Raw genomic sequence first — 26,215 nt, forward strand, 5'->3', positions numbered from 1 at the left:
AATTTACTTAATTATAATTCTTTTATACCCATTCGGAACACTATAAGGAAAAGAAAGTTCTTCATTGAAGGATACCGTATTGTAATCTAAATTTATTTCGGCCTTCCCTTTTGTCTGTAATGTGTTTATTAAAACATTCGAAGGCAATGTAGCCTCGTTGTACACTTTATTGTCTGAATAGGCTACTTTTATCGTTCTATTTTGAGCGGTTTGTGTTATTTCCTGCCTTTTTACCAAAAATTTATCGGCATCAAAGAAAAACGATTTTTTCGTATTGTTATTCGAAATGTCGTCTAATCTGTAGGTTTGTTCCGCCAGTGACTCCGTATATTTTCCTTTATTTAGATCATCTATTGCATCTCCTAACAACATATTTTGGATTTTATTGAAATCTAAATCGGTTCCTAACCATTGACTCAAACCTCTAAAATCTCCTTCAAAATAACTGCCGTTGATTTTCTCGTAATAGCTCACTGATGTTGGGGTAATCAATGCTTTTGCCATTGTAATTCCCAAAAAACGTATGCTTACCAAAATCTGTTCGTCTTTCTTGATTTTTATTTCTGCCGTAACATTTTGGGTCTGCTTGTCATCTACATAGCGGGCATTCGATTTAATATATAATGTAGAAAAATTGTTTTTATTGTTGTAATGATTTTCTATAATTTTATTTGCCGTCAAATGGGTGGCTTTCACACTAGCCTCAGCCACAATTGCTTTGGATTTACAGGACATCATTAAAACGAGTATTGCTAGTATTGCTATTTTTTTCATTATTTTTTTTCTTTTAATAATTGATTCGCTTTGGAAAAATACATTTCTTTTTTGTTGTCATCTCCCAAACCATTGTATGCTTCACCAAGTTGGATATTGAAATTTATTTCCATTGTTTTGTCGTCTACCAAATAATCCAAACCCATTTCCAGTATATCCTTCGCTTTTTTAAATTGCTTTAATTGGTTATTTGCCAAACCCGAATAATAATAAAATTGAGGTTGCGATGGAAAAGACGCTATCATTGACATCGCTTTTTTACCTATCAATTCAAATTGTTTCACTTCAGTATACGCTTGAAGCAAAAGCAAATTAGTTTCAATATCTTCGGAATTTCCGTTTTTTAGCGCCCATTCATAAAATTTAATGGCGTTATCCCATTGTTTTTTATTATGATAAAACTTCCCTACTTCTTTGGCCACATTAATTTCTTTGTCCGAATCAAAATAAGCAATTGCTTTTTCTAAATCCGCCGAATACTGCGGGTTTTTATCGGTAAAAATCAAAAACTCATTCAGCATTCTGTGCTTTATTTTTAAATCTATTTTGGCACTTGCCAAAGAAATATTCATAGCATTTATTGCTTTTTGAGCCTCATTATTCTCCAAATAATTTTTGAATAGACTTACCTGTGCCCATTCCGATGTTGGGATCGCTTCCGCTAATTTTTTGGCAGTCTCAAATGCTTTTTCTTCTTCATTATTTCTAGAATATAAATTGATCAACGCGATATAATTCGACTCTTCTTTTGGATCTTTGTCGATTTGGGTTATCAAATTTGATATTTCCGTATTTTGATATTTTCCTTCAGACAAAATCTGTATTTTGTATAATTCCCGTCTTTCCGTTTTTCCAGAGGTCGCGTTCAATTCATTGATGAGATTCAACGCTTTGTCAAATTGATTTGTAGCCATGTAAAGTGACGTCAAATCTTCTTTATATTTGGTATCGAATGTGATCAATTTATTAATTACCACTATCGCTTGACTGAAATTCTTGGTTTCATAACTCACATCATACATGCCAACCCAGAACCACGCATTAGTTGGGTCAATTTGGGTGGCGCGTTCAAATGAACTGTAAGCATTTTTATAATCTTTTGATGCTAAATAATTTTTTCCCAATTCAAAATAGACTGTCGCATTGTTAGGTTGTAACTTCAAACATTTGTCTAAAGAAACAATCGCTTTATCATAGTTTTCAATTCCTTTTTGAAGCAAAGACTCATAAAAAGAATCTTCAAACTGATCTGCATCCTGTTTTATTTTTTCGGGTTCCGTTTGTGCCATTAACAAAGTGGAATTGCATTGCAAAACAAAAAGTATAAATAAAAATGAAAATTTTTTCATTAGTTTTTATTTTCTCCACTTTAGGAAGGTTGAGTGAAATCTATTCCAATACCGAGTAATCGCCGATGCTAATGCTGGTGAAATTACCATCAAAACTGGCGTGATTCCCTATCATAGCATTATCCAGATTGGCGTTTTTTATATGCGAATGGGTTTGCACCAAACTATTTTTTATGGTACTGTTAACAACATGACATCCATTTCCTAATGACACATTGGGTCCAACGGTTGCATTTATTATTACTACATCTTCTCCAATATAACATGGCGGAATGATAGTTGAATTTTCTAACATAACATCAAAGTCCACTAAATGCGTTCCATCATTATGTAAAAAACTTAACATTCTGGAATTTGTTTCTACCGTTACATTCTTATTTCCGCAATCCATCCATTCGTCGACTTTACCTGGAACAAATACCATGCCTTTTGCCATCATTTGTTTTATTCCATCATTTATTTGATATTCTCCACCGTGAATGATGTTATTATCCAATACTAATTGAAGTTCGTTTTTTAAGACGGAAACATCTTTAAAATAGTAAATTCCGATAACGGCAAGGTCTGAAACAAATGTCGCAGGTTTCTCCACCAGTTCGACAATTTCATTTGCTTCGTTTAAGTTGATTACACCAAAAGCTTCTGGATGATCTACTTGTTTTACCCAAATAACACTATCGGCATTTTGATCTAAATCGAAATCGGCGCGAATTAAAGTATCGGCGTAAGCTATAACAGCTGGTCCGCTCAAAGAATCTTTGGCACACATAATAGCATGACCGGTTCCTAAGGCTTCATTTTGGTAATAAATAGTTCCTTTGGCGCCTAATTTTTGCGCGATAGCAATTAGTTCTTCTTCTACTTTTTTACCAAAACTTTCATGAATTATAAAGGCTACCTCTTCAATTTCTTGATTCAGAACTCCTGCAATATCTTCTACTAGTCGATGAACAATTGGTTTTCCAGCGATAGGAATTAATGGTTTTGGAATGGTTAATGTATGTGGGCGAAGGCGAGATCCACGACCTGCCATTGGTACTATTATTTTCATATTCTTTATATTAAAAGATTGAAAGATTAAAAGATTGAAAAATTAGAATCAAAAATCTTTGAATTATTTACTGTTTAAATTATTAAATTAATTTATTTCACTCCTGTACTTCCAAAACCGCCTTCACCTCTGGCCGTTTCCGTTAATTCCTGAACTTCTACCCAGTCGGCACGTTCGTGTTTGGAAATAATAAGTTGCGCTATGCGTTCTCCATTTTCGACTACAAATGGTTGGTTGGATAAATTTACTAAAATTACGCCTATTTCCCCACGATAGTCGGCATCAATAGTTCCGGGAGAATTAAGGACGGTAATTCCGTTTTTGGCAGCCAGTCCGCTTCTTGGGCGCACTTGCGCTTCGTACCCTATAGGTAATTCAATAAAAAGGCCTGTTTTTACGATGGCTCTTTCCAATGGTTTCAGTATGATAGAATCCGTCAAATTGGCTCTTAAGTCCATTCCTGCCGAGGCTTTGGTTTCATAATTAGGCAAACTATGATTCGATTTATTGATGATGTTTATTGTCATGATTATTTATTTAGAAGGGACAAGTCGCGACTTGTCCGTACATAATGATTTGTTTTTTTAGCCCTGATAGCAGTGAAAATCCTTTCTAGTCCTGAACTTTTTCAGGACTAGAAAGATTGTAACGAATAGCAGGAAATAGCTCCTAAAATTCAATAGGATAAATTTAATTCTTTTTGGCGTTTAAAATCCGGGATAATGTTTCTTTTTCGTTGTAATATATAAAATACATGAATGCAAGTAATAACGCGATTCCAACATAATAATTTTCGCGGAAACCATAAAATGAAATCGCTGAAAACCCAATGGATAAACTGAGATATCCTCCTATTTTCTTAGCATCATACGGAATTGGATAGTATTTGTTTCCTAGATAATAGGAGATAACCATCATGCTTCCGTAGGCCGCAATGGTTGCGATTGCGGATCCATAATAACTCATGGTTGGAATAAGCAGGTAGTTGAGCACTAATGTCACTATTGCACCCACAATGGAGATATAAGCACCGATATACGTTTTGTCGATTAGTTTGTACCAGACCGAAAGGTTCGTGTAAATTCCCAGGAAAAAGTTAGCCAAAATAATCAGCGGAACGACTTTCATTGCTTTCCAATACGAAGGATCGCGGATCATGAGATATTTAAAAACATCTGCAAAAACAATTACCGACAATAAAATAAAAGAACCAAAGATAACAAAATATTTGGTGACCGTGGCATACGTTTGCGGCGCATTGGGTTCCGAAGAATGACTAAAGAAAAACGGTTCGATTCCTAGGGTGTAAGCGGTTCTATACAACACCATGAACAATCCTAATTTATAACAAGCCGAATAAACACCCACTTCGGTTTCCGCAATATTTGCAGGCAACCATCTTCCTAAAAGGATTTTGTCAAATTGTTCATTTATGGAAAAAGCAATTCCAGCGACCAATATGGGCAAGCCGTAACGCATCATCCGTTTCCAAAGCGCCAAATCAAATTTCCATTTTAATAAAAAGTAATCAGGCGACAAGACCATGAATGTTAAGAAACTGGCAATGATATTGGCTAGGAAAATATAACCTATTTGGAAATTATCTGCAAACAAAGACCCTAAAAAACTATCCGGTTGCGATTGAGCTATTTTGGGTAAATACACTAAAAAGAAAACGCTTAAGCTAAGATTGACAACAACATTTCCAATTTTTATTGCTGAGTAAACCATTGGTTTTTGGTACGCACGAAGTTTTGAAAACGGAACAATCACCAAGGCATCCAATACTAAGATCCAAATGGTATAGGTAATGTACTGCGTGTCTATTCCTGACCATTGAGAAAGTGTGTTTCGGTATAAAAGTCCTAGAAATAAAAAACAAATTGAGGTCCAAAAAACAGAAACCATAGTGGTTTCAATAACCACTTTTTTATCGGTTTCTTTATTATAGAACCTAAAAAAAGCAGTTTCCATTCCGTAAGCAAGAATGACATTAAAGAAAATCATCCAAGCAAAAATGATAGAAACTTTTCCATATTCTGCAGTTGGTAATAAACCCGTATATAGCGGGACCAGTAGAAAACTGAACATTCGCGGAATGACCGTCGCTAATCCATAAATAACAGTCTGTTTAAAAAGATTTTTGTATAAACTCAAAATATATGGGCTTGAAAATTATAATTTGTATGAAACAAAAATAACTATTTCTTTGGTTTAATCACACTTGGATACGCAATCATTGGCTTTTCTTTCAGGTTCTTTATTCTCAAAAAATAGCTTTTGCCGTTTCTTTTATATGCCAATAGTGCTTCGGTTGGTTTTAAATCAAATTTAGGCTTGGTAATAATCGGCGCTTGGTTCCCATATTCTTTGAGGCTGTCCTTATGCAAAATTAAATCTGGATTGGTATATTTTGGCGCTAAGTGAGCCACGAAAATAGATTTTGTTATCGGTTCAAAATCAGCTTTCTGATTTTGAAAATAGATTTTTACTAATTGGATATCTTGAGAAAGCGCAACTTCAAATTCAATATAAAAATCAGTTCCTCTTTCTCTAGGTTCTTTTCCGTCGATCCATTTCTGATAATAAACTGATTTAATCTTTTGCGGAAAGCTGGTTTTTATGTCTTCTTTTGGAGCACAGTGAACCAGACTGACTATAATTAACAAAAAGAACACAATTTGTAAAGAAGTCTTCATCTTTTCGCAATTTAACTTAATCCCTCTTCGTTTAATATTTTTAAGAAATGAAACCCTTTTGGAACGAAACCTTGGTTGTAATAAAAACGGTGTGCAGTATAATTTCCGGTAAAAGCGTCCAAAACAATCATCGTACAGCCCGTTTCTTTGGCCAGAGCATCCACATAATCCGTCATCATCTTACCCAAACCTTTAGAGCGATGTTCCGGATGCACAATAAAGTTGTCTATCTCGATATATTTTCCCGACCAAAGTTTTGTTCCCGACCAAAATCCTGAAACAGCAACGCACATTTCGTTTTCAAATACGGCAACCTGCTTGTAATTGTGTGGAATCATTTCAACCAAATAGGATTCGTATTTTTCTCGAGTGAATGTAGGATATAAAAATCGCATTACTTCAATATTAGCAAGCATTTCGTTTACTGTGGTGAGTTCTTTAAGTTGTATTTCCATGTGTGATTTCAAAAGGGTAAAATTAGCAAAAAAATAGTGGGATGGAAAAAGAAAAAACAGAGATTATTTCTTAACTTCTGTGATGGCTAGGTTAACATGTCCATATTGGTATAAAATAGAACTTCAAAACATTAAAAAAGGCGATTGAAACTAATTTCAATCGCCTTTACATATAAATCTAAATCGTATTATCCATTCAAAGCTTCAGCTCCACCAACAATCTCTAGGATCTCATTCGTAATAGAGGCCTGACGTGCTTTATTGTAAGTCAATTTCAATTGATTTCTCAATTCGGTTGCATTATCTGTTGCTTTGTGCATAGCGGTCATACGAGCACCATGTTCAGATGCAAACGAATCACGAATACCTTTGTACAATTGTGTTTTCAATGATTTCGGAATCAAAGTCAATACAATTTCTTCTTTAGAAGGTTCAAAAATATAATCTCCTGTTGAAACTGTCGTATCCGATTTAATAGATGCAAGTGGCAAAAACTGTTCCGTTTGTATAATTTGCGTCGCTGCATTTTTAAATTGATTGTAAATCAATTCGATTTTGTCATATTCGCCTGAAACAAATTTCTGAGTTAACATATCCGAAATTAAAGCCACATTATCAAAAGTCAAATTATCAAAAATAGCACTGTGATTGTCAACTACTGAAAGTGTTTTGCTTAAAACATCGTTTCCTTTTTTTCCTATGGCAAAAATATCAACTTGTTTACCTGCGTAAAATGCAGCACGGTTTTTAGCTTCTTTAATAGCATTCGTATTAAAAGCACCTGCTAAACCTCTGTTTGAAGTTACAACAACAAGTAACACTTTCTTCACTTCACGTTGTGTGGTAAACTCTCCTCCTATGTCACCATCAAGTGTAGCAGAAAGATTTTGCAATAACTCCGTTAATTTTTCGGCATAAGGGCGCATCGCAGTGATTGCATCTTGTGCTTTCTTTAGCTTTGCTGCAGAAACCATTTTCATCGCCGATGTAATTTGCATCGTAGATGAAACGGAAGTAATTCTATTACGGATTTCCTTTAAATTTGCCATTTTATTTATAGTGAATAGTGAATGGTGAATAGTGAGCAGATTTTACTACTCACTATTCACTACTCACTAATTATTAATATTTTGCTGATAATTCTTTTGCTACAGTTTCGATTACATCTGTAATTTCGTCTGTTAATTTTCCTGCTTTCAATGCGTCAAGAGTTGCTCTGTGTTTGTTGTTTAAGAATTCCAAGAAATCCTTCTCAAATTCTCTAACTTTGTTCACAGGAACATTTCTTAATAAGTTTTTAGAACCAGCGTAGATAATGGCAACTTGGTCTTCAACCGTATAAGGATCATTTAGACCTTGTTTTAAAATCTCAACGTTTCTTCTTCCCTTTTCAATTACATTTAAAGTAACAGCATCTAAATCAGAACCAAATTTAGCAAACGCTTCCAATTCACGGAATTGTGCTTGATCCAGTTTTAATGTACCAGCCACTTTTTTCATTGATTTAATTTGTGCATTTCCTCCAACACGAGATACCGAAATACCTACGTTAATTGCCGGACGAACCCCAGAGTTAAACAAATCTCCATCCAAGAAAATTTGACCATCAGTAATCGAAATTACGTTTGTTGGGATGTATGCAGAAACGTCACCAGCTTGAGTTTCGATAATTGGCAAAGCAGTAAGAGAACCACCACCTTTTACAATTGATTTTAATGAATCTGGCAAATCGTTCATGTTTTTAGCAATTCCATCATCTGCAATTACTTTACAAGCACGCTCTAATAATCTACTGTGAAGGTAGAAAACGTCTCCAGGATAGGCTTCACGTCCCGGTGGTCTTCTCAATAAAAGAGAAACCTCACGATACGCAACCGCTTGTTTAGATAAATCATCATAAACAATTAAAGCCGGACGACCTGAATCTCTAAAATATTCTCCAATTGCAGCACCTGCGAAGGGAGCATACACTTGCATTGGAGCTGGATCAGAAGCATTAGCAGCAACAATAATGGTATAAGCCATAGCGCCTTTTTCTTCTAACATTTTAGCAATTCCTGCTACAGTTGACGCTTTTTGCCCAATTGCAACATATATACAAAATACAGGTTTTCCTGCATCATAAAATTCTTTTTGATTTAAGATCGTATCGATACAAACCGTTGATTTACCAGTTTGACGGTCACCAATAACTAGCTCACGTTGTCCACGACCAACTGGAATCATAGCATCAACTGCTTTAATACCTGTTTGTAATGGTTCAGTAACTGGTTGACGGAAGATAACTCCAGGAGCTTTTCTTTCCAAAGGCATCTCGTATAAATCCCCACCGATTGGCCCTTTTCCATCAATTGGAAAACCAAGAGTGTTAACCACACGACCTACCATTTGTTCTCCTACTTTAAGAGAAGCAATACGTTGTGTTCTTTTTGCAGTTGAACCTTCTTTGATTCCTGTAGATGGTCCTAAAAGTACCACACCCACATTGTCTTCTTCAAGATTCAAAACAATAGCTTCTAATCCGTTGTCAAATTCAACTAACTCTCCGTATTGAACATTAGAAAGCCCGTAAACACGAGCAATACCATCTCCAACTTGAAGTACTGTTCCTACTTCTTCTAGTGTAGCACCAGATTCAAAACCTTCTACTTGCTTTCTTAATATTGCTGAAATTTCAGCAGGTTTAATTTCCGCCATCTTAATTTATAATTTAGACACTTAAATGTGTAATAAAACTAATTACTTAACTCTCTTTTTAATACTTGTAATCTGTTGGCAATTGAAGCGTTGTATTGCTTGTCACCTATTCTTAGAATAAATCCTCCAATGATTGAAGCATCTACTATATTTTCAATTGTAATTTTTTTATCTGAAAGGGTTGCGATTTTAGCTAAAACTTTAGCTTCTAATTCCGCATCCATAGGAATAGCTGTTGTAACTTTGGCTACTTCAACACCATTCATGATATCAGATAATTTACTGTATTCTATTGCAATCGCTTCAAGAATTTCGAATCTTTTGTTTTCAAATAACAAATGAAATAAACCTTGTGTAACTGCATCAATACCTGCAAAAACTTCCAAAAGCGCTTTCTCTTTAACTTCAACTTTCAAAGTTGGGTTTTGAATAAAAGTGCTTAATTCCAAGTTTCCGTTGATTGTTGAAGCAATCAATTTCATATCGTTATTCACAACTTCGGCAACACCTTTTGAGGTTGCTAAATCTAAAATTGCTGTTGCATAACGAATTGCTGCTCTTGTACTTGCCATAATTAGTTCAGTTTTACGTCACCTAACATTTTCTCAACTAATTTAGTTTGAGCTTCTTTGTTAGACAATTCGTCTTTCAATAATTTTTCTGCAATACTCAATGACAAAGTAGAAACTTGTAATTTCAATTCAGCCATAGCTGCATTTTTTTCACCTTCAATTGCCGCTTTTGCTTGCTCGATCATTTTAAGACCTTGAACTTGCGCTTCATTTTTAGCATCAGCAACCATTTTCTCTTTCATTTCACGAGCATCTTTAAGCATGTTGTCACGCTCTAATCTTGCTTCCTGTAAAATACGTTGATTGTCAGCTTGCAGGTTTTGCATTTCTTTTCTAGCGTTTTCAGCAGAAAGTAATGCATTTTTGATTCCTTCTTCTCTATCATTAACTGCATCAAGAATAGGTTTCCAAGCGAATTTTTTCAATAAGAATATTAATCCAAGAAATATTAATACTTGCCAAACGAACAAACCGAACTCAAACTGATTTATTAACTTATCCATTATATATAATTATAAATTTTAAATTATGATTTTTTAATTGCTCATAAAAAAGCAATTTGTAATGTTTTAATTTTAAAAACAATAGTTACGACCAACCGTTGCAACTATTGTTTTTTTTTGTTTTAATTAAGATGCGAATAACGCAGCGAAACCAATACCTTCAATAAGTGCAGCTGCGATAAGCATAGCTGTTTGGATTTTTCCAGAAGCTTCTGGTTGACGAGCAATAGCATCCATTGCTGAACCACCAATTCTACCAATACCTAAACCTGCTCCGATTACAATTAACCCTGCTCCTACAATAGTTGGAATTTGCATAATATATATATTAAAAATTAAACATTCAATTTATTAATGAGCTTCCTCATGATGATGTTCCTCTACCGCTGAACCAAAGTACAAAGCAGATAACATGGTAAAAATATAAGCTTGTAAAAAAGCTACTAATATTTCAAGAATAGAAAGTACAAAAGACAATCCAAACGATAAACTACTTCCTAACCAACTTTTAAAAATAAACATTAAACCAATAATACTCATTAATACAATATGTCCGGCAAAAATATTTGCGTACAAACGTATCATCAATGAAAAAGGTTTGATAAAAATTCCCAATAATTCAATAGGCGCTAAAACGATTCGCATTACTTTAGGCACACCTGGCATCCAAAAAATGTGTCCCCAGTAATTTTTATTAGCCGTAAGGTTAGTGATCAAAAATGTTAAGATAGCCAATGAAAAAGTAACGGTTAAATTCCCAGTTACATTGATTCCAAATGGCATTAAACCAAATATATTTAAGAATAAAACAAAGAAAAATATAGTCAGTAAATAACTCATGTATTTCTTATAATGCTTTTCGCCAATGTTTGGAATAGCAATTTCGTCACGGATATACAAGACAACCGGTTCAAATATTCTTCCAGCACCAGAAGCGATTCCCTTATTTTTAGCATACGATCTTGCCAGACCAGCAAATATCAAAAACATTAATAATGATGCAATCAATATCGAAAAAACTGTTTTTGTTATAGAAAAATCTATAGGACGAACATTCGTTGGAAAACCTGTTTTTTCATCTTCAGTTATTGTACCTGAAGCATCTGTTTTGTATATTTTACCGTCGTGATGATTTATTTTGTAGAAATTTCCGTTTGATTCTGCTACAGCTTCACCGTGTTCGAATTTAGCCGAGGAGAAAAATTGAATACCATTATCCCAAAGAATTACTGGTAATGAAAAACCGTAATGCTCTCCTTTTACTTCATCAGAAAGAAAAGTAAAGTCATGGGAATCTAAAACGTGATGACCTATAAATGCTTTGATTTTAGATTTCACATCTATTGGTTCGGCATGAGTTCCTTCCTGATGTTCTTCCGTTGCCTGATGAGCAACTTCGGTTTTAACTTTTACAGTATCCTGTTCCGGATTTGCAAAACTAATTAAAGGAATACACGCAACTAATGTCGCTATTATAAATCTAAGTGGTTTGTTTGAAATCACCATAACAGTTAAATATCTTAATTTATTACGTTTCTAAAATTTGGTGCAAATGTACATTTTTTATTAATATTCAAAAGCATATAAAAAATTTATTTTTCGGGCTTTCCGCTTATAAAACTCCTTGTTTATTGATTTTTGTTTAATATCCGTATGGTAAGTATAGTTTCAATTGCTAAAAAGAGAATAAACATCGCAAAAAAATTCTTTTTTTCGATACTGTTATTTTGGCTTGTGACTTGTAATACAGGCCTTAAAAACAAATAACAAACAATCATTTTAATACTCGTGCTCAGTAGAAACGACATTCCAACATTGTCAAAACTTTGTTCTTTTACTTTCAACAAAACAACAAGGACTATTAAAGACAAAACTGAAAATAATAAATAAAGCGTTTCTATCGAATAATGAAAAGCTGTTGACTCTATATCAAAAGTGTAAAAAATAATTTTATGTAGTACATAAGTTACTACTATCAACGATGCTAAATTTAAAAGCGGTTTATAATTTTTTAGTTTCATTGTTTTTGGTTTCTGCCGCAAAGGCAATAATGCGCAAAGTTATTTTAAATATAATTGACCACGAATACATCCTTTTTAATGTTGATCCGTGCTGATTATTGTTTTTTTAAAAATTATTGTGATTTATTAATTTCGTTAACTTGTCTTATCACATTATATAAGGCTAATGCGACTCCGACCAACACTAGAATCTTGTTGTAATACACTTTTGGACTGGGATGATTTTCGTCTAACCAGTTTCCTAGAAAGGAAAACAGAAAGATGATTGCCCCCATTTGAATTGGGATATTAATCAGGGCAAACCATTTACTGGTTTGTTTGTTTTTGGATTTGTTGTTCATCGTCTAGCATTAGATTCTTTATATTGGTTTTCATAGCGCATGAAGCACTAAAATCAGCACCGGGCTCTACTGCTAATTTCCCGCAGATGACTTCGCCATGAATTCTTGATTTTGACTTTACATTCAGGATTTCTTCAACTTGAATCTTACCATCAAATCTTCCTTCAATATCCGCATTTTTACATATAATATCACCGATAACACTTCCTACCGGTCCAATCACTATTTTGCCGCTGGATTGAAAATTACCAATTAATTCCCCATCCAATCTAAAATCAGCTTGAGAAATAATATCTCCTTTTATCGTAGTCCCTTCAACAATTCTGTTGGTTTTGCCTAGAAGGTCTGTATATGATTTTGGCTTTTTGTCAAACATGGTTATTGATTTTTAGGTGCTAAATACGCATCCAGATTCTTCTTAATCTGAATCACTTTGTAATTTTCATTAGAAACCACAATAGCAGGTTCATCGACTCTATATTCCTTATCTTCCTTTAATGCTTTAATAACATTGTTTGCATAAACTTCTGAATTAATACCGTGAATGGTTATGAAATTTTCTTTCTCCGTATAAACATCATAGGAAAACGTTAGATTTTGATAGTTTTCAACGGTAATGAATCGTTTAATTTTCTCTCCAATTGCTTTGGTGTTTTTATCTTCTCGACTTCCAACTTTATAAAGAATTTTCCAGTTTTTAGTGTCGGTAGTATTAAAGTTCATTTGTTCTAAAAGTGGAATCTGAGTAGTTACTATTTCTTGTGCATTCTTCCCTTCTTCACTATTTGGATAATTATCCGCAACATATTGCAATGCATTTTTATAAGCTGATAAACCTCTTAATTTTCCAATCGCGTTTGCTTTAAGCAGTTCAAATTTGGATACAATTTCATCGCCTGAAAACTGATTAATCAAAACGTCTGATTTTTCTAGCACAACCAAAAATTGCTCTTCCCTGTAGCGTTTATAACATTTATTATATTCACTTTCAGGAGTTTCATTGGTTAAAGACTCATTTGCATTGGTATTGTTTATAATTTGAGCATAACGAGAATCCGGGAATTGAGCAGAAATTCTTTTTCTCATCTCTTCTGCCTTGTTTGCATCTATAATTTGGTAAATTTTAAACAAGTTGTACATTGAAGGTAGCACTAGTTTTTCTTCCGGATTATTCTTTAACAATTGTTCTAATTTACTGCTGGCCAAATCGTATTCCTTGAATTTTTCTTTATAAACAACACCCAGTTGGTAATAGACAAAATTACGTTCTTTAACGATACTGTCTAATACCGTTTGAGATGTTGGAAGTTGTTTCAAATAATAATCAGTTGTATATTCCTGTTTTGTTTTTTCTACTGCCAAAGCATTTTCTGCGGTTGGTATTTTTCCATTTATAGTATCATTCTCTTGTAAATCAGTTTTGCCAGTAGACAATCTCCAATTCCCAACCAAAGAACGTTCTCCCCATGTCTTTTTAAATTCCACTTTTCCAAAAGCGACGGTCGTAGGATTATAAAAATAGAAAACACTTGCTTGACTTATACTGGTATCTGCCATTGACGGCGGTGCCAATGATGCTTTTTTTGCTTTCGGTAAATCCTGTGCGGAAACTATTGGATCAATCGTACTCGGTTTAGCATTTCGTGCTATTGTTTCCTGTCTGTCTTTTTCTTTTTCTTCTAAAATTTTCTTAGTTTGATCTGACTTTTTTAACTTATCGATATAATTTTCAAAATATAAAACTCTATCGGTTTCCGACAAATCGGCAACATGAATGATACTATCATTTCTTTTGGCAATTCCTTCGTATTGTATAACCTCGTCTAAATTTTTTCTATTTTTTTGAATCGAAAGATACTCTCTTGTTTTAATATCCAGTTTTGTTAGCGTACTGTCATAATACTTTGCAGCGTTCTGATATTCGGCATTTTTAAAATTCATATTCCCTAAATTTCGGTAATTTGAAGCAATTAGATATTGGTCTGTTGTTGATTTTTTAAGAGAGGAGTTGTACTGTTTTACGGCTTGTTTTTGATTGTTATTTTTATCGTAAAACACTCCCATTTGATAGTAAATCACATCTAAAAAAGGTCGGTTTTCCCGATCAGCAAGAAGCGTTTTAAATGTTTTTAAGAAAGACGTTGTATCCCCTTTTTGATAATCAAAGAGTTGTGCTTTTTGGGCTTGCGCTTGAATAACATATTCTCTTGCCGCTTTTCTTTTCATGTTAATAACGGACTGATAACGGTAAATTGCACTATCTTTTTTTCCTAATTCTTCATACAACTGTCCTAGTATAAAACGGTATCTGGCTTTTTCAGCTCTAATTTTAGTGTATTCTTGTGCTATTTTTAACTTGGCTACAGCGCTGTCTTTTTCTTCCAGATTTAGGAAAGCTTCTGATAAAAGCGCATTCGCATTAGCGACAACCTGCTTGCTCAGTTTTTGTTCGTCCAAAAGTTTGGATATGTTTTTAACTACCAAAGCATCGTTCCCTAAACGCATATTGGTTTTTTCGCGCCAAATTTTGGCTTCGTAAATCGTACTGCTGTTAGGGTATTTGTATAAAATGTAATTGAACGCATCTAATGCCGGAACAAATCTTTGATCGTAATATCTGGATTTACCCAGCAATAAATACGCTTCATCAATCTGACTGTTTTTTTCTCTTCCGCCAATGTTCATGGAGTGTTTCTGAATTGCTTTTGTAGCTTTGGTTTCCGCTAATTCAAAATCAGCATTTTTCGGTTTTTCACCTACAATAAAATCCTCTTTCATTTGCATTTTTTCGATAGGCAAACGCTTCCAAAAGTCATCCTTGCTATTTGCTTTTATGCCTACAACACCTTTATCTAGCCCTATTTGACCGTTGTATAGAATATTGTATTTCGTGCTTAAAGCATGAGATTTTCTAGCCAAAAAAGTATCCTTCTTGGTAGAACACGCTATCAAGAATAACAAAAATCCTATCGAAATAAGTTGCCTAAATGTGTTGGTTTTCAATGGTAAACTTTTTTATCAATTAACTTTTAAAAATACCTTTTAGTATACTGACTTGTAAAAATACGTTTCTTTTTGATATAGTGGAAATTATTAGGTTTCTTTTTGATTCAGCGCTTCGCGTGAGGGGTTAAAGCGGAAATCCTTTTTATTCTTCTTTAAGAATATAAAAGATTGAGAGCAAAAAGCTCGACCCGGAATTTTTCTTTCCAGGTCACGCCCAAATTAAATTCTTTCAGTCTTGAATGTTATAAATTTTGATTTGACAGACTAAAAATAAACGACTAATTCGCTAATTAAACACTCAAATTAATAAATGTAATTGGAGAATTAGCAGTGAACCGTTTTGCATATAGTCGCTAAGTTAAATTTTAAACTGCAAAAAACAGTTCTAATTCCTGCAGCGTCTCTCTGGAGGTTTGAATATCTTTTACAATTTCTCCTTTATTTAATGCTACGATTCTATCACAAACCTCGACCGTATGCATTAGATCGTGACTGGAAACCAGAACGGTAATATTTGGATTTTCGGCAAGTTCTTTGATTATTTTTTTTAATCGGTTAACCGTTGTCGGGTCTAAATTAGCAAAAGGTTCGTCTAAAATCACCACTTCCGGATTTCCTATAAGCGTGGCGATAATTCCCACTTTCTTTTGGTTTCCTTTGGATAAATCGCGCAAATATTTTTTGTTTTTAAGGATTTCTCCATTAAAAAATTCTTCGTGTTTGGCCAGCAAAGCATCAATATCTGCTTTGTTTTGACCGCGTAAATCACCTATGAAATAAAAGTATTCTTCCGGCGTTAAGTAGCCAATTAGAAAACTTTCGTCCAGAAAAGATGCGGTGAAAGGTTTCCAGTTTTCGCTGGTGTTTACCTGAACGCCATTGTTGATAATATTTCCCGTTGAAGGTTGGATTAAATCCAATAACAAACTGAAAAAAGTAGTTTTTCCGGCTCCGTTATTGCCTACTAATCCAAAACTTTGTCCTTTTGGAATCTCAAGCGTTTCAATGTTTAGAACTGTGGTTCCGTTATATGTTTTTGAAAGGTTTTTTATTTGTATCATTTTAAAAAAATTTAATCGGTTATTGGTTGATTTGGTTAATCGCTTTATGAAATTTGACTATTAACTCTTTTGCTTGTAGGCAGCAATGGTTTTATATTTTTCGGTTTTATAAACCTTTTCAATTAAAGAAAAAACTTTATCTCTCAAAGCAAAACCTATTAGTCCCGCAACAGCTACGATAACTAGTCCTAAATTGGGATTCATTATTTTAGAACCAATCCAATAAAGGGCTAAAGGCAATAGCAGTTTTGGCAGCGAAATCAACATGGTATTAACATTAAATGCTTTTTTATCTCCAAAAGCTCCTTTGCTGGAATCTAAATCTATTGGCGTTTTTGTATAAGCACCGGCAAGAAGCACCAAATGCGAATTGACTCCAATATTATAAATCGCGCCCACAACAATAGTAAGGTACACTTGCCATCCAAAATACAAATAAAACGAAGCTAAAATCGTCGAAATAAGTGTTGCTATTACAATCAGCCACCATTTTGAACTCAAATATCCTTTGTACGGAATGTTCTGCGTCATCATTAATTGGTAGTAAGAGCTGTCCCAACTGGGTACAAATTGACCGAAAGTGAATAAAAATCCTCCCGAAACAAAAATTCCTGCGAAAATGTGCATGATGGGATTATTGTAAGCTTCGATTTTATTGGTAAAGAATAGAAAACCGTAGAATAAAAATACCACACTCATAATCACCGTGGTTTTTGACCGTTTATTTCTTTTGATTAATTTGATGTCATTTTTTAAAAATGTTCCTAAAGTCCCAAATTGGTTTAACCAAGTCAAATCCTCGGTTTTGGCGATTTTATTTTTGGTGGAAAGACCCGCATCTAGGTATAAATTGTTTTCGAAATAATGAAAAGTAACATAATACAATCCCATTAAAGCCAAAACCGGAAAAAGAAACATCCATTTTGTATGAAATAATCCGTCAAAAAATAAAGTAGTATAATTAGTAATGTCAAAAAACTTATAATACTGACAACCTCCCAGAATTATAATAATCCCAACGAAAATAGCAAACAAGTTGTCTTTGTTGTTCAAAAAAATATTCAAAAAATTATTGATGTAAATCAAGGAAACCATTGCCAAATGCCAAAGTATCACACTGACCAAATCATATCCTTCCATAATCAAAACAACCGTAAACGGAATAAAGAAAAAAGCATGGACAAAATTAAAAAAGGACAAGACCGTTTTCCCTAAAGAGAAATGTACAATTGTTGGTTTTTTTATTGGTAAGGTCAATAGTGGCCTGATGTTCATCACAGGAATAGCCTGCAATAAAAGACGAATTATCAGATCCATCAAAAAGTAATAAATCAGAAATTTATTTACAGTTACCAATGGATCAAGATGCATTTTTTTAAGAATATAAAATGCTCCAATTCCTAACGCCAGAAAAGCGACAGAAAAATAAGCAATAAGAAAGAACATTAAAATCTTTAATCCCAAATTAGTTGCGAAAGAGGCCGATCTTGTAAAAGCCTTCCATTCGAGATAAATAAAACGTTTAAACATAATAAAGTGGTTTGGTTTTACAGTAAGTAGCGGAAATAAGAAAAATGTTACGTTGCTTCAAATTTATATTCCGGATAAGTGGCTCGTAAGTACTCTTCTGCCTTGAATGGGATAATTTTGAAGATGATGAAAATCAGTAGGACAAGAAGGACAAAAAAGAAACTTAATCCCAATGTCCAAAAGTCATTTCCTATATACTTTTCACTATGATAAAACATTCGGGAAAACAGGTTAACCGGAAAAATAATAGCTCCTGAAAAACTCCCATATTGATTTATGATTTCTTCAAACAACCATCTTTTTTGTTTTGCTTGCTTTTTTTCTTTTCTATATTTATTGTTTTTGAAAATTTCGTAAAATGTAAACAGAATCAAAATGAGGTAAAGCCCCACAACAATCCATTCACTATACTGACTTATTTTGAGAATGCTAAACAATACCAGCGTCATCGCAATTGTCAATACAATCTTAGGGACTCCAAAAAAATCTTTGAAATGGTACCAAACCAAACCGTTATATTTTTTACCCAAAACCGCCTGTCGTTTTTCTACCACATCCATAAAACCAAAAACACCAAATTTCTTAAATTCCTTGTTTAAGACTTCGTCAAAAGTGAGCTTGGGATTTTCTTCCCATTCCGCTTCGATGGCATTCGCCAAATGATCCACTAATTCCGATTGCAAGTCATACCATTCCACATAATGCTGACGGGTGAAAGTGAAAAGTTCGTCTATTTGTTGCGTAGTGAGTTTCATCATTAAAAATTAAAATTCTAATTTAAGATTTACTAAACTCTGCATGTTTCGGATAAAGTCTTCCAATTCTGAAAGTCTATTTACCGTTTCAGTAGTTCCTTTCTCCGTCAGTTTGTAATATTTACGCATACGGTTGTCCACTTTTTCTATCTCTACATCCAGTAAACCTTCTGCTTCCAGTTTATGCAAGGCCGGATACAAAGCCCCTTCAGTAATATTGAGTTCACCTTGAGTAATCGCCTTTACTTTCTGAGTAATTTCATAACCGTACATCTTCCCGTTATCCTCCAGCAATTTCATGATTATGGTACTCAAACTTCCTTTATATAATTGTGAATTTTTCATTTGCCTTTTCATTTTGAATAACAAATATACATAAGATTCTTATACATAACTATATTAGGTGTTAAAATTTCAAAATTTATCACTTTTAGAAAACATATCGGTTTACTATCTTTGTAAAAAAATAATCACATGTCTTCATTCCTGAAACTCATTATAAAAGAAGTAAAACGTGAAACTGCAACAGCAGTTTCAATACTTTTCAACGTACCCGAAGAATTAAAACCCAATTATGCATTTATTGCAGGTCAATACGTAAATTTAAGATTAACACTTGACGGAAAAGAAATTCGTCGTGCCTATTCTATATGTTCATCTCCGGAAAGCGGGGAATTACGAATTGCCGTTAAAGCGGTAAAAAATGGTGCTTTTTCTCAATTTGCCAATACAAAACTAAAAGCAGGCGACGTTCTGGAAGTAGGAAAACCAGAAGGGAAATTCACATTTGATCCGCAAGCGGACCGACAAAAAAACTATGTTGCATTTGTAGCTGGAAGCGGAATTACACCTGTACTATCCATTCTAAAATCGGTTTTGAAAAATGAACCTAAAAGCTCTTTTGTACTTGTTTACGGAAATAAATCTTCCGAAGAAACTATCTTTTACCAAGAATTACACGATTTGCAATTACAATATGTAGGTCGCTTTTTTGTGCATTATGTTTTTAGTCAAGCTAAAGCAGAAAACGTATTATTTGGTCGAATAGAAAAATCTGCAGTGAATTTTGTCTTAAACAACAAACACAAAGAACTGGAATTTGATAAGTTCTATTTGTGTGGTCCAGAAGAAATGATTAATCTGGTAAGTAACGTTTTAAAAGAAAAAAACGTAAAAGAATCGGCAATAAAATTTGAGCTTTTTACTACTTCTTCGAATGAAAATGTGATAAAAGAAAATCTGGAAGGACATTCAAAAATCACCGTTATGGTGGATAATGAAGAAACGACTTTCGAAATGTCACAAAAACAAACGATCCTTGAAGCCGCTTTAAAACAAGGTCTTGATGCTCCCTATTCTTGTCAAGGCGGGATATGCAGCAGCTGTCTGGCTCGTGTTACCTCTGGAACCGCCGAAATGACTAAAAACTCTATTCTTACTGATAAAGAAATCGCCGATGGATTAATTCTTACCTGTCAGGCACATCCAACGTCAGCTACAATAACAGTAGACTATGATGACGTTTAATAAAGTGTTCCGTTTGCAGTAAAATGAACTTATATTTTCTTTAGTAACTTATATGGCCAAAGGAATACTGCAATTGATCAATTAAACTAAAAAAAAAGAGTTTGCACATCGCAAACTCTTTTTTTTGTAACTAAATGATAACAAACTAACAACTAGCAATTGTCTCTCAACGTTCTCTGGTACTCGTCTGCGACGAGTGTCTACTTAAATTAAGAGACAAATTATACCGTTTGCATCGGATAGCTAAAACAAGGGTGTAGCTTTTAGACAAGTGTATGGCTGTTTTTATAATAGAGTTTCTTAAAATCAATATATTTGCAAAAATGTCTGAGAAATATAAAGTTACAAATAATACAGTGCCTACTTTTATTTCCGTAACGGTTGTCGACTGAGTAGAATCAATTTATAATAGCCGCGTTGTAAACTCGTTATTTAGTTCACACAAATATCATTAGGAACTAGTTGCAAACGAGCACCATTTCAACTTGCCGCTATTTATCTGTTAAACGATAAACTGCGACTGAAAACTGAAAAATATTCTCGCGTTAAATTATATAACAGTAATGAAAGTTACAATCAATACTTTACTATCAAGACCAGCATCAATTGTATCGGCTAAGTTTTTTTTAGAAAGGGTAGTCAAGATCAAGTAAAATAAATAAGAAGTGAAAAAGGTTAAAAATGCAGAAGCAAGCTGGACTTTTTGTCCCGAATGTCAGGGACGCGGCAAAAAAAGTCGAGGGCTCAGCATGAAAGCGCGACGCCAATACATGATAGCATTCGATGAATTTGAAAAAACCAATGGCGAAGGGACGAAACCAGTTCATCCTAGAGGTCACCTGTACACCTGCTTGAACTGTAACGGCTCCGGATTGCTTCCTTCTGCTAATCCTCCAATAGCAGATAAAGAAAAGTACCCACGCCTTGCTATAATTGGTGGTGGGATAGGCGGTGCGGCATTAGCCGTGGCTTGTTTGCACCGCGGAATTCCTTTTACCCTTTATGAGCGCGACAGTAACTTTGAAGCTCGATCTCAGGGCTATGGACTCACTTTACAACAAGCCAGTAAAGCAATCGAGGGATTGGGTATTTTCTCGTTGGAAGATGGTGTGATTTCAACCAGACATGTGGTGCATACTACAGACGGAAAAGTGATTGGGGAATGGGGTGTCAGAAAATGGGTGCAGACTGATGAAAAAACGTATACGAAACGTACAAATGTGCATATCGCACGGCAGTCTTTACGCTTAGCACTACTTGAGCAACTCGGCGGACATGATGCGGTACAATGGGGACACCAATTAGTGGATTTTGCGACATCTGAGAATGAAGGTGTTGATCTGACTTTTGAAGTGAATGGAGAGATTCAGCGCTCCAAGGCGGATCTTGTGGTTGGAGCCGATGGTATTCGTAGTTCCGTCAGGAGATTGCTGATTGGTGATGATAGTACCCCTTTACGCTACTTAGGTTGCATTGTGATATTGGGCATTTGTCCTTTGAGCGCTCTCGAAGGGATGAATAGTTCTTTGCTGGACTCGGCAACTGTATTTCAGACCGCCAATGGCAATGAACGAATCTACATAATGCCTTATATGTCAGACTCCGTTATGTGGCAACTTAGCTTCCCAATGACAGAAAAAGAAGCTAAGGCTTTAAGTGCTCAAGGACCTCAAGCGCTCAAGGAAGAAGCGTGTCGCAGAACGCAGTGGCACGATCCAATTCCTGCCATTCTAGCTGCGACTCTAAAGGCTCAGATTTCTGGCTATCCTGTGTATGACCGAGAACTACTCCAATCAGAATTATTGGAGAAAGGCGGACAAGTTACCTTGATTGGGGACGCGGCTCACCCAATGAGTCCATTCAAAGGACAGGGAGCGAATCAAGCGTTGCTAGATGCACTCCTTTTAGCTCGCGGAATCTCAAAAGGATGTAACTCCTTATCTCAATGGAGAAAAGCTGGAATAAGAAAAAGTGTATTAACTGAATTTGAATCCGAAATGTTAGAACGAAGTGCTTCTAAAGTGAAAGATTCAGCCGCCGCCGCACAGTTCCTACATTCCGAAATTGTGCTTCATGAGGGTGATGAACCTAGAGGACGGTGTTTACAGAAAAAAGACATATAAATATAACTTAAATTGCTGGTTTCAATCTGCTACAATTTATCTATTAAACGATAAGTTGCGATTGAACAGTAGAAACCACTTTCGCTGGCGAAATGGTTCTCATTACCTCTTCATATCCTTCTACTTTTTTATTTCCATACACCGAAGTAGGTAATTTTGGAAATAACTTTCTGTCGGAAACCAAAGCATTTTCTAATGGTTGATTGAAAGGTGAAAATCCTGTAAAAGGATGCGTCGCTCCCCAAAGCGTAATGACTTTCACACCAAGCATGGCAGCAATATGCGCATTCCCGGAATCCATGGACAACATCACATCAAGATTACTGATAAGTTGTAGTTCCTGCTGAAATTTGAGTTGTCCCGCCAAATTAATGACGTTTTTGTTGTTATTTACAAGAGAATTTAAAATTGCAATTTCTTTTTTCCCTCCGCCAAAAAGTAAAATTTTACAATTCGTGTTTTTGGCTAATTGATTGATAACCTCTTGCATTAAATCCAACGGATATACTTTAGAATCGTATTGTGCAAAAGGAGCAATTCCAATTAATTTTTTGTTATTTTCTCCAAGAATAATTGAAATTTCTTTATCTAAAACTGCTTTTTTGGGAAATACTATATGAGACAAATCAACTGTGAAACCAAGTTCACTAAAAACGTTGGAGTGTCTCTCGAACATGGTGGGCAGTTGCTTGAAAACTTTATTTTCGGCTTGTGTCAAAGCCTTTTTTTCCGCTCTTCCTTTATTTACCGACGCTACTTTTTTCCCGCTTAAAGCAAAAAGACTTCGGACGATTTTAGAGCGCAAAACGTTATGCAAATCGGCGAAAGCATCAATATGCAATCCTTTTAAATCTTGGAACAAACGCAACAATCCTACCACCCCTTTATGTCTTTCCTTTTCATCGAAAGCAAAAAAAGAAATATTGCAAATTCCATCAAAAAAGGGTTTAAAAAAAGCTCTGGAAATCACTGTGATTTTAACCTCGGGATACTGATTTACAAAAGCGCGTAAAACAGGAACCGTCATGGCGACATCTCCCATTGCGGAAAGTCTCATGACGGCTATATGCTGGATTTTTTTGGACAATTTAAAATGCAGAATTATTTCTTGCTTTGGTACAAAACAGGATTCAATTCGTCATCATTGTACATTTTCATTTGTTTGTACACTTTCATGAATTTATCACCGTTTTCAATATCTTGTAACAAATCATCAATTGCAGTTGACAAATCGGATCTTTGTTCCAATAAAACATTCAATTTTTCTTGACATTTATCTCTGTGCTCTTGAGAAGCTTCGGCGCGATTGGCTTCTTCATTCATGTGGTAAATTTTCAAGGCTAAAATTGATAATCGGTCAAATGCCCAAGCAGGACTTTCAGAATTGATTTTAGCGTTTTCTTTTACGGCTACGTGACTGTATTTTTGAAGAAAATAACTGTCAATATATTCCACCATATCAGTACGGACCTGATTGGAAGCATCTATTTTACGTTTTAATATCAATGCTTCAACCGGGTCAATATTTGGATCTCTAATAATATCCTCATAATGCCATTGCACGGTATCTACCCAATTTTTAGAATATAATAAATGTTCGAATTTATCCTTTGGAAAAGGGTTGTTTATTGGTTGTTCAACAGTATCAAACTGGTGATAATCTTTAATACTTTGTTCGAAAACGGAGTAACCTAACTTTGAAAACATATCTTTATATTTTATAACGCAAAGATACTTTTTTATACTTTTATAGATTAAAAAAACTTTTAGAAGTTTAATTTCAAAATTCAAATCATGCAAATTCATATTTTATCAGAAAACAATAGCGTCCTGAATCATTTTTTAGGACAAATCAGAAACGTAAATCTTCACAATGATAGCATGCGTTTTCGCAGAAATATTGAACGTATTGGTGAAATAATGGCCTATGAATTGAGCAAGGAATTGCATTATTCCGACATCGAAATCCAAACCCCTCTTGGCATAAAAAAAACGACTCAAATTAAGGATCAATTGGTTTTATGTTCCATTTTGCGAGCGGGAATACCCTTGCATATGGGCTTCTTAAATTATTTTGACAGCGCTGAAAATGGATTTGTATCTGCCTTCAGGCACCATCCAAACAACGATGCTTATTTTGATATTAAAGTTGAATACCAAGCCATTGCCGATATCAATAATAAAAATTTATTGTTGATAGATCCTATGCTTGCCACTGGACAATCTATCGTTGCTGTTTTCAACAGATTAATGGAAAGAGGCACGCCAAAAGAAATTCACATTGCTGTAACTATTGCTGCTCCAGAAGGAATTGCGTTCCTGGAAAAACATTTACCTCACAATTGTCATCTGTGGATAGCCGCATTAGACGAGAAGCTTGACGAGAAAAGCTACATTGTACCGGGTCTTGGAGATGCGGGAGATTTAGCTTTCGGAGAAAAATTATAATTGAGAGAAAAAAGCAAAAAGACTACATGCTATAAGTACAAATAGTACCATTTCCTGTTTCAATTTTAATTGGGCAACTTCAATGTGGCTTGTGGCCATTATTGCCATCGGGGCAAAAGTGAATACTAATAAATCATTGCTTTTATCCGGCGAAACCACGAAAATTAGCACTCCAATAAAAAACGATGCAATTATTTTTTTAAATGAGGTATGTAAAAGCAGTGGCCTGTGCGATATAGTTGCAAACATAGATATTACAAAAAATAATGCTACCGTTGCATAAATAGATAAAGCACCATTCTGATAATTATTAGTAAAATAATTAATCTCAAAATTAGTCGTTGCATTTTTATTCAAAAATTCAATGATACTAACATTGAAAATCATCGATAAAAGGATCGAGATAATCCCAACAATAAAAAGGGCGATGAACGGCAACACCCAATTTTTTAACTCTCTGGAAACATGAAAAAGTATTGATATAAATACCAAAACAATAAAAAGAATACTCCAAAAATGAAATAAACTAGCTACAAAAATCCATAATGAGGCATCAAATATTTTTTCATTAGAAGCTTTGAGTGATTGCAGAGAAATTAGTCGGCGAAGTGCTAATAAAATAAAGAAATTCGACACAACCAAATTAATATTATCCAGCAACGAAGGACAAAAAAGCAGAAATAAAAAATAGAAAAAGATGGTGTAAGTGCTGTCTTTACTCAATCCATTTTTCTTTGCAACGAAATTAGTAATTAAAACTGAAGCTAATAAAACACTTAATATTATTCCTTTTATTACAATTAAAATACCTGAATTCATCCAAGAAATATCCTGAAACTGGTACATTAAAAAGAAAACTAGTATTAATATAACAACCAGAGAAAAATTTAATGGTGTAGATTTCTTAAAAACACTTGTTATCATAAGGATATTTTATACTTTTGTGACTGTAAATATAATACTTGTTTAAAAGGAACGGCTTTAAGTTCAAAATATTCTTTATGAACAAGAACTTTTGTCTGCCAGTTACTCTTTAAAACAATTAATAAAATTAATTTTATACATTATGAAAGCATTTTTCGAAGGAATACAATACTTATTTGTAAATATTTTATTTACTCCCCTAGACTTTTTACGCTCATTAGAGCTAAAATCTTGGTTTGTTGCTAACACCATCAACTGGATTTTTATGATTATTTGTGCAGCTGCAATGGTATATTGGATTTTGCAATTGAAACTTCACCAAGATAATGGTGAGGAAAATCAAGATACAACAGCTCACTCTTTCTTAAAATAATAATTT

General features: G+C 34.3%; 28 protein-coding genes. 4 read left to right on the forward strand and 24 right to left on the reverse strand.

The features are described 5' to 3' along the window. Positions 1-3: 3 nt before the first annotated feature. The 21 genes from lolB1 to ACFX5D_RS10300 form a co-directional block, all read right to left on the reverse strand. On the reverse strand, positions 4-774 hold the full coding sequence (gene lolB1, locus ACFX5D_RS10200; RefSeq protein ID WP_379858088.1) for a lipoprotein insertase outer membrane protein LolB1: 771 nt from the start codon (positions 772-774) through the stop codon (positions 4-6). Beyond that, on the reverse strand, positions 774-2,123 hold the full coding sequence (locus ACFX5D_RS10205; RefSeq protein ID WP_379858089.1) for a tetratricopeptide repeat protein: 1,350 nt from the start codon (positions 2,121-2,123) through the stop codon (positions 774-776). The genes lolB1 and ACFX5D_RS10205 overlap by 1 nt, the downstream gene beginning before the upstream one ends. A 40-nt stretch (positions 2,124-2,163) precedes the next feature. Beyond that, positions 2,164-3,174, reverse strand: coding sequence for a sugar phosphate nucleotidyltransferase (locus ACFX5D_RS10210; protein WP_379858090.1), 1,011 nt, complete (start codon positions 3,172-3,174; stop codon positions 2,164-2,166). A gap of 92 nt (positions 3,175-3,266) precedes the next feature. Next, a complete protein-coding gene (gene dut / locus ACFX5D_RS10215; RefSeq protein WP_379858091.1) occupies positions 3,267-3,701 on the reverse strand; it encodes a dUTP diphosphatase in 435 nt (144 codons plus the stop codon). Between the two features lie 163 nt (positions 3,702-3,864). After that, complete coding sequence (locus ACFX5D_RS10220; RefSeq protein ID WP_379858092.1) at positions 3,865-5,331, reverse strand: lipopolysaccharide biosynthesis protein; 1,467 nt, start codon at positions 5,329-5,331, stop codon at positions 3,865-3,867. A 44-nt stretch (positions 5,332-5,375) separates the two neighbouring features. Next, positions 5,376-5,873, reverse strand: a complete 498-nt coding sequence (locus ACFX5D_RS10225; protein ID WP_379858093.1) for a hypothetical protein — start codon at positions 5,871-5,873, stop codon at positions 5,376-5,378. 11 nt (positions 5,874-5,884) lie between these two features. After that, a complete protein-coding gene (locus ACFX5D_RS10230) occupies positions 5,885-6,328 on the reverse strand; it encodes a GNAT family N-acetyltransferase (RefSeq protein ID WP_379858094.1) in 444 nt (147 codons plus the stop codon). Positions 6,329-6,516: 188 nt separating this feature from the next. Beyond that, complete coding sequence (atpG, locus tag ACFX5D_RS10235; RefSeq protein ID WP_379858095.1) at positions 6,517-7,377, reverse strand: ATP synthase F1 subunit gamma; 861 nt, start codon at positions 7,375-7,377, stop codon at positions 6,517-6,519. Between the two features lie 73 nt (positions 7,378-7,450). Continuing rightward, a complete protein-coding gene (gene atpA, locus ACFX5D_RS10240; protein ID WP_379858096.1) occupies positions 7,451-9,025 on the reverse strand; it encodes a F0F1 ATP synthase subunit alpha in 1,575 nt (524 codons plus the stop codon). A 38-nt stretch (positions 9,026-9,063) separates the two neighbouring features. Beyond that, positions 9,064-9,597, reverse strand: a complete 534-nt coding sequence (gene atpH / locus ACFX5D_RS10245; RefSeq protein WP_379858097.1) for an ATP synthase F1 subunit delta — start codon at positions 9,595-9,597, stop codon at positions 9,064-9,066. Between the two features lie 2 nt (positions 9,598-9,599). Next, positions 9,600-10,100 (reverse strand): F0F1 ATP synthase subunit B, encoded by a 501-nt coding sequence (locus tag ACFX5D_RS10250; RefSeq protein WP_379858098.1) that lies wholly within the window; start codon positions 10,098-10,100, stop codon positions 9,600-9,602. A gap of 126 nt (positions 10,101-10,226) precedes the next feature. Next, positions 10,227-10,418, reverse strand: a complete 192-nt coding sequence (gene atpE / locus ACFX5D_RS10255; RefSeq protein ID WP_007136870.1) for an ATP synthase F0 subunit C — start codon at positions 10,416-10,418, stop codon at positions 10,227-10,229. A 33-nt stretch (positions 10,419-10,451) separates the two neighbouring features. Then, positions 10,452-11,606, reverse strand: a complete 1,155-nt coding sequence (gene atpB / locus ACFX5D_RS10260) for a F0F1 ATP synthase subunit A (RefSeq protein WP_379858099.1) — start codon at positions 11,604-11,606, stop codon at positions 10,452-10,454. 122 nt (positions 11,607-11,728) lie between these two features. Further along, positions 11,729-12,121, reverse strand: a complete 393-nt coding sequence (locus ACFX5D_RS10265; RefSeq protein WP_379858100.1) for a hypothetical protein — start codon at positions 12,119-12,121, stop codon at positions 11,729-11,731. Between the two features lie 113 nt (positions 12,122-12,234). Next, positions 12,235-12,462, reverse strand: coding sequence for an AtpZ/AtpI family protein (locus ACFX5D_RS10270; RefSeq protein WP_379858101.1), 228 nt, complete (start codon positions 12,460-12,462; stop codon positions 12,235-12,237). Next, the gene (locus ACFX5D_RS10275; protein ID WP_379858102.1) at positions 12,428-12,838 is read right to left on the reverse strand and encodes a bactofilin family protein; all 411 of its coding nucleotides are present in this window, start codon (positions 12,836-12,838) and stop codon (positions 12,428-12,430) included. The genes ACFX5D_RS10270 and ACFX5D_RS10275 overlap by 35 nt, the downstream gene beginning before the upstream one ends. A gap of 2 nt (positions 12,839-12,840) precedes the next feature. Beyond that, on the reverse strand, positions 12,841-15,465 hold the full coding sequence (gene porW, locus ACFX5D_RS10280) for a type IX secretion system periplasmic lipoprotein PorW/SprE (RefSeq protein WP_379858103.1): 2,625 nt from the start codon (positions 15,463-15,465) through the stop codon (positions 12,841-12,843). Positions 15,466-15,833: 368 nt separating this feature from the next. Continuing rightward, on the reverse strand, positions 15,834-16,529 hold the full coding sequence (locus ACFX5D_RS10285; RefSeq protein WP_379858104.1) for an ABC transporter ATP-binding protein: 696 nt from the start codon (positions 16,527-16,529) through the stop codon (positions 15,834-15,836). Positions 16,530-16,589: 60 nt separating this feature from the next. Then, entirely contained in the window at positions 16,590-18,059 is a 1,470-nt protein-coding gene (locus ACFX5D_RS10290) for a DUF5687 family protein (RefSeq protein ID WP_379858105.1), read from the reverse strand. 47 nt (positions 18,060-18,106) lie between these two features. After that, positions 18,107-18,817: a hypothetical protein gene (locus tag ACFX5D_RS10295; RefSeq protein ID WP_379858106.1), complete on the reverse strand. Its 711-nt coding sequence runs from the start codon at positions 18,815-18,817 to the stop codon at positions 18,107-18,109. Between the two features lie 6 nt (positions 18,818-18,823). After that, positions 18,824-19,159, reverse strand: coding sequence for a PadR family transcriptional regulator (locus ACFX5D_RS10300; protein ID WP_379858107.1), 336 nt, complete (start codon positions 19,157-19,159; stop codon positions 18,824-18,826). A 129-nt stretch (positions 19,160-19,288) separates the two neighbouring features. On the opposite strand from ACFX5D_RS10300, the gene ACFX5D_RS10305 reads away from it, so the two are divergent. Next, the gene (locus ACFX5D_RS10305; RefSeq protein ID WP_379858108.1) at positions 19,289-20,341 is read left to right on the forward strand and encodes a 2Fe-2S iron-sulfur cluster-binding protein; all 1,053 of its coding nucleotides are present in this window, start codon (positions 19,289-19,291) and stop codon (positions 20,339-20,341) included. 665 nt (positions 20,342-21,006) lie between these two features. Continuing rightward, positions 21,007-22,464 (forward strand): FAD-dependent oxidoreductase, encoded by a 1,458-nt coding sequence (locus tag ACFX5D_RS10310; RefSeq protein ID WP_379858109.1) that lies wholly within the window; start codon positions 21,007-21,009, stop codon positions 22,462-22,464. Between the two features lie 43 nt (positions 22,465-22,507). On the opposite strand, the gene ACFX5D_RS10315 is transcribed toward ACFX5D_RS10310, so the two are convergent. Beyond that, the gene (locus ACFX5D_RS10315) at positions 22,508-23,521 is read right to left on the reverse strand and encodes a glycosyltransferase family 9 protein (RefSeq protein WP_379858110.1); all 1,014 of its coding nucleotides are present in this window, start codon (positions 23,519-23,521) and stop codon (positions 22,508-22,510) included. Positions 23,522-23,565: 44 nt separating this feature from the next. Then, the gene (locus ACFX5D_RS10320) at positions 23,566-24,171 is read right to left on the reverse strand and encodes a DUF4254 domain-containing protein (RefSeq protein ID WP_379858111.1); all 606 of its coding nucleotides are present in this window, start codon (positions 24,169-24,171) and stop codon (positions 23,566-23,568) included. A gap of 87 nt (positions 24,172-24,258) precedes the next feature. On the opposite strand from ACFX5D_RS10320, the gene upp reads away from it, so the two are divergent. Beyond that, positions 24,259-24,912 (forward strand): uracil phosphoribosyltransferase, encoded by a 654-nt coding sequence (gene upp / locus ACFX5D_RS10325; RefSeq protein ID WP_379858112.1) that lies wholly within the window; start codon positions 24,259-24,261, stop codon positions 24,910-24,912. Here upp and ACFX5D_RS10330 read toward each other — a convergent pair. Beyond that, a complete protein-coding gene (locus ACFX5D_RS10330; protein ID WP_379858113.1) occupies positions 24,907-25,836 on the reverse strand; it encodes a DUF6427 family protein in 930 nt (309 codons plus the stop codon). The genes upp and ACFX5D_RS10330 overlap by 6 nt on opposite strands. 142 nt (positions 25,837-25,978) lie before the next feature. On the opposite strand from ACFX5D_RS10330, the gene ACFX5D_RS10335 reads away from it, so the two are divergent. Further along, complete coding sequence (locus ACFX5D_RS10335; RefSeq protein WP_379858114.1) at positions 25,979-26,209, forward strand: DUF6341 family protein; 231 nt, start codon at positions 25,979-25,981, stop codon at positions 26,207-26,209. The last annotated feature ends 6 nt before the right edge of the window (positions 26,210-26,215 follow it).

This window comes from Flavobacterium fructosi, assembly GCF_042787335.1.
Classification (GTDB): Bacteria; Bacteroidota; Bacteroidia; order Flavobacteriales; family Flavobacteriaceae; genus Flavobacterium; species Flavobacterium fructosi.